The organism is Protofrankia sp. CiT1 (genome assembly GCF_917627335.1).
Classification (GTDB): Bacteria; Actinomycetota; Actinomycetes; order Frankiales; family Frankiaceae; genus Protofrankia.
Window position 1 is genome coordinate 1 of sequence record NZ_CAKJTP010000131.1, and the last position, 4,765, is coordinate 4,765.

Here is a 4,765-nt window from a genome sequence, read left to right on the forward strand (position 1 = left end):
CCTCGGTGGCGTACGCCACCGAGGACAGCGGATCACTGCCGAAGACAGGCAGGGCGATCCGCTTGGACAGCAACGTCTCGCCGAGTTTGTCGCTCCCGAGAGGGCGACCGACGAAGCCGCGCTTGAGGCGGTCCGTGAGCCTCACGCGGCGATGCTACCGACTGGTGTGACCAGCATCGCATCGCTGTGAGATGTCCGATACCTCCGCTGGTGGACTCCGTCCACGCATCGACCGGGGCGACTGCGCGGGACTACGCTCTGCGGCGTGCATGTGGTGATCCTCGGTTGCGGTCGAGTCGGTTCGGCGCTCGCCCGCAGCGTCGACCGGTATGGCCACAGCGTCTCCATCATCGACCAGGACCCGGACGCCTTCACCCGGCTGCCCGCGGACTTCAGCGGCCGGATGGTCACCGGGGTCGGTTTCGACCGGGGCACCCTGATCGAGGCCGGCATCCGGGACGCGGCGGCGTTCGCCGCGGTTTCCAGCGGCGACAACTCCAACATCATCGCAGCCAGGATCGCGCGGGAGATGTTCGGCGTGACCAGCGTCGTCGCCCGCATCTATGATCCCCGCCGGGCTGAGGTGTACGAACGGCTCGGTATTCCCACGGTCGCCACCGTACGGTGGACCCGCGACCAGATCCTGCGCCGGCTCGTCCCGGACGCCATAACGCCGGAGTGGACGGACACATCCGGCATGATCCTGCTGTCAGAGATGACGCCCTCCATATCGTGGGTGGGGCTACGCGTCTCCACGCTTGAGGGTGCCGCGGGTGTCCGGGTCGCCTGTGTCACCCGTTTCGGCGAAGGCCTGCTTCCTGATTCTCGTACCCTCATCCAGGACGGCGACACGCTGCACATCGCCTTTCCCAAAGCACGGGCGGCGCAGGTGGAAGCCGTGCTGCGGTCCGGTCCGAAGGAAGGTCCACCCGCATGAGGCCACGTCGGATCGCCATCGCCGGAGCGGGCAAGGTCGGCCGTTCCATCGCCGCTGAACTGATCGACAACGGCTCCGAGGTCATGCTGATCGAACGTGACCCGCGCAAGATACGCACAGGCGCGCTCCCGCGTGCCAACTGGCTGCTGGCGGACGCATGCGAGCTGGCCTCCCTGGAGAGCGCCAACCTCCAGGAGTGCGCGGTGATGGTCGCCGCGACCGGGGACGACAAGGTCAACCTGGTCGTGTCGCTGCTGGCGAAGACCGAGTTCGGGGTGCCGCGGGTGGTGGCACGCGTCAACCATCCGAACAACGAGTGGCTGTTCACCGAGGCGTGGGGCGTGGACGTGGCCGTGTCCACCCCACGGCTGCTGACCGCCCTGGTCGAGGAGGCGGTGAGCGTCGGCGACCTCGTCCGCCTGATGCGCTTCATGCAGGGCAACGCGTCGCTGGTGGAGCTGACCCTGGCCGAGGACTCGCCGGTGATCGGGAGGCCCATCGCGCAGGTCGTGCTGCCCGCTGACGCGGCGCTGGTGGCGATCCTGCGCGATGGGCGGGTCGTCCTGCCCTCCCCCGACGCCACGCTGGAAGAAGGCGATGAGGTGCTCGCCGTGGTGACAGCCGGCGGAGACGTCGAGGAGGCCCTCAGCCAGGCTCTGGGTGGGACGCCGGTGGACTCACCACCACCGGCGCGGTGACCGGAAGGCCAGCGGGACCGCCACGCTCGTCCACGCCACGCTCGTCCACGGCAGCCTGACTCGGCGCGAGCCGCCGCACGATGGCGAAGGTCGTTATGATCGCGACGCCGAACAGCGGAAGCCCCAGGGCGATGTTGGCCGCGGCCAGCCATCCTGTCTGACCGGCCAGGTAGAGCACACCCTGGATGACGAACCGGAGACCGAAAACAACGATCCACACCAGCGTCGCCCGGATGGCGGCCCGGCGCAGGTGGCTGTGCTGGCGCCAGTCGGCATACCGGGCATCCATCGCGGCCAGCACGAAACCCGCGAGCGGCCTGCGCGCCAGCAGAGACAGCAGGCCGGCTCCGGCGAAAACGGCGTTCTTCACGATACTGGGCAGGAAGTAGCCCTCGGCGCTGTGCGTGCGGGACGCGACGAACGCGGCGAGCCCCACCGCGAACAGACCGGAGAACGCCTGGCGCGCGGGTTCGCGGCGGACGACCCGCAGCGCGACGAGGGCCGCCGCCGTCGCCACGGCGAACACGATGCCCGCGGTCAGCCCGGCCCCGGCGTTGACCGCGACGAAAGCGACCGTGGGGATCGCGCTGTCGACCATCCCGCGTGGGCCGCCCATGGCCTCGGCGAAGGACATCGGGGGCCGCTGCCCGGTGGCCGGCGCGACCTGCTGGTCGCCGGTCGGGAGGCTCACGCGCTCGCGGACGACGCGGGCAGCAGCTCGTATCGCGGGTTGAAGATGGTGGTACGGCTGTCCTGATTCATGACCATCCCAGCTGCTTTCACCGTGCGTCCTGTCTGAATCCCCGGTATGTGCTTCCGGCCAAGAAACACCAGGGTGACGGTACCGGTGCCGTCGTAGATGTCCGCCTCAAGGCTCTGCGCTCCAGCATGACTCCGAACGGTAACCGAACGGATCGAACCGACGACGCACACCTCCTGACGCTCGTGACACTCACCCATGGGGATGGCCCCGGCCGCCTCGACCGTCCGCTGTAGGTCCTCCGCTTCCAGCACCTGATCATCCGCGTTCAGCCGGTGGACGACCCGCCCCCACCAACCGCCTCGGTCTCCCACGGCTCCTCCGGTTGAATCTCGAGCATGCACGGAACTGGGTTAAGAGCGCCCGGCAATAGAGGACACGGCGTCGCGGGGCTGGGGCACGCAACACAGGCAACATCGGGGTAACGAACCGACGCGCCCCAGTGTGCCCGCCCCGAGGCCCCAGCTCCAGCTGTGCACGATGTCCGTCCCAGGGCCCCGGCCGGCTGTGCTCACGCGTGCCTCGATGCTCACGCATGCCTCGGCCACTCGTCGCGCGACACGTCATCACCGAAAGACAGCGATACCAGCGGCGTGCAGCCACCAGCTCTCCGTGCGGGCGTCAGCTACGGCGGGCTGGTGAGCGATGGCGCACCCGCGCTGATGGCTGCCGGCGGCAGTCTGCGCATCGCCGGCTCCGGCGGGCCCTGCGTCAGGCGCGTCGACATCAGGCGCGTCGACCCGGCTGTGTGTTGGGCGTCGACCGACGAGCCGGGGTACCCGTGCATCGCGCAGCGATGGACGGGGAGCGATGCGGCGAGGTGCGTGCCCCAGCCCCCCGCGACGCCGCGTCCCCTATTGCCGGTCGCTCTTAGCCGACCTCCGCTATCCGCACGCCGGGGGCAGGCATCCGGGCCGCCGTCCGCACGGCCGCGGGTGTGGTGTCGTACGGGCCCGCCGCCACCTCCTCCGCGGGGTCGGGCGAAGCGTGCGGGTCGGTGACCTCTTTCGGCAGCTTCAGCGGCAGCGGATCGCGCAGGGGCATCGCCTGGTCACCACGCACCACCACGAGCTGGCGCAACGCTTCGGTCAGCAACGGCGCGGCCTGTGGATCGAGCGCGCCATAGCCGGTGAGGACGATCCGCAGGAACCAGCGCGGACCGTCGATCCCCATCATCCTGCCGGGCATGAACTCATCGGCCGCGCCGGTCGGCAGCTGGAGCCGCAGCTCCTTCCCATACGGTCCGCTGCCCTCCTCGGCCGCGCCCGGTCCCGCGCCCAGGGAGCCGGCGATCTCGGTGCGCACGTCGTTCCACAGACCGGTGCTTTTCGGCGCGGCGAAGGCCGCCAGCTCCATCGCGCTCTGGCCGTCCGTGAGGGTCACCGTCAGCAGCTGGCCAGATGTCTGATCGACCTGGAACTGCACCTGGATCCCGTCGACCATGGGGATACGCAGGGACCCCAGATCGAGACGCCGAACACGATCGTCCGGAGCGTTGTCGGCGTCATACGGACCGTCCGGGGCACCCGCAGTGCCCTCCTCCTCGACGTCGAGGACCTCATCCCGGCCATGGTGTTCCGGTGCGCCCAAGACACCTCGACCACCACGTCTACGACCGCGCCGGAACATTTCAACCACTTCCTGTTATCACGATGAGCTCCTTGCGCGTGCTGGCCGGCAACGATGGCGGATATGGTGCGGGCGCGGGGCGGACGTCGGGCAGGCATGGGTAAGCACTTCGCCGGCCCCGGTCAGCTAAGATCACCGGTCGTCGCGAACCCACCGGTCGATCCGAACCCGCCGGTGCCCCTCGCCGTCCCGGGCAGTTCGGCGACCTCACGGAACGCCGCATGCTCCACCCGCTGGACGACAAGCTGCGCGATCCGGTCGCCACGCCGCAGGTGGACCGATGCGTGCAGGTCGGTGTTGACAAGCAGAACCTTGATCTCACCACGGTAACCGGCGTCGACAGTACCTGGCGCATTCACGATGGACACGCCATGGCGAGCGGCGAGTCCGCTGCGCGGATGCACGAACGCCGCGTAGCCCTCGGGCAGCGCGATGGCGATCCCCGTTCCGATCATGGCACGTTCGCCGGGGGCGAGGGTGACGTCGCGGGCTGCCACGAGGTCCGCGCCGGCATCGCCGGCATGCGCGTAGGCGGGCAGCGGAAGATCCGGATCGAGCCGCCGCACCAGCACTCCCAGCCGACGCGATCCAGGGCTGGCCGGCTGCGCGGTGAGATCGTTCGTGGCGGTCATGAGTCTCCGATCGCTCCTCGCGAATACGAGCCGAGACCGGTAACCGGCACAGTCAACGGTACCCGGGGGAACACGCCGAAGACTAAGGTGTGCCGGCTGGCCCCTCACC

At 69.4% G+C, this 4,765-nt stretch carries 6 protein-coding genes; 2 read left to right on the top strand and 4 right to left on the bottom strand.

The window, feature by feature from the left end; all coding sequences use genetic code 11:
* The first annotated feature begins 265 nt into the window (after positions 1-265).
* Both MJ785_RS17065 and MJ785_RS17070 read left to right on the top strand, forming a co-directional pair.
* Complete coding sequence (locus tag MJ785_RS17065; RefSeq protein ID WP_239309629.1) at positions 266-937, top strand: TrkA family potassium uptake protein; 672 nt, start codon at positions 266-268, stop codon at positions 935-937.
* A complete protein-coding gene (locus MJ785_RS17070; protein WP_239309627.1) occupies positions 934-1,635 on the top strand; it encodes a TrkA family potassium uptake protein in 702 nt (233 codons plus the stop codon). The genes MJ785_RS17065 and MJ785_RS17070 overlap by 4 nt, the downstream gene beginning before the upstream one ends.
* On the opposite strand, the gene MJ785_RS17075 is transcribed toward MJ785_RS17070, so the two are convergent.
* The 4 genes from MJ785_RS17075 to dut all read right to left on the bottom strand — a co-directional run bounded on the left by MJ785_RS17075 (position 1,583) and on the right by dut (position 4,656).
* Entirely contained in the window at positions 1,583-2,326 is a 744-nt protein-coding gene (locus tag MJ785_RS17075) for a DUF3159 domain-containing protein (RefSeq protein ID WP_370651523.1), read from the bottom strand. The genes MJ785_RS17070 and MJ785_RS17075 overlap by 53 nt on opposite strands.
* On the bottom strand, positions 2,323-2,709 hold the full coding sequence (locus tag MJ785_RS17080; protein WP_239309625.1) for an OB-fold nucleic acid binding domain-containing protein: 387 nt from the start codon (positions 2,707-2,709) through the stop codon (positions 2,323-2,325). Before MJ785_RS17080 ends, MJ785_RS17075 begins: the two co-directional genes overlap by 4 nt.
* 556 nt (positions 2,710-3,265) lie before the next feature.
* Entirely contained in the window at positions 3,266-3,985 is a 720-nt protein-coding gene (locus MJ785_RS17085) for a DUF3710 domain-containing protein (protein WP_239381761.1), read from the bottom strand.
* 161 nt (positions 3,986-4,146) lie between these two features.
* Positions 4,147-4,656, bottom strand: coding sequence for a dUTP diphosphatase (gene dut, locus MJ785_RS17090; RefSeq protein ID WP_239346390.1), 510 nt, complete (start codon positions 4,654-4,656; stop codon positions 4,147-4,149).
* Positions 4,657-4,765 lie beyond the last annotated feature (109 nt).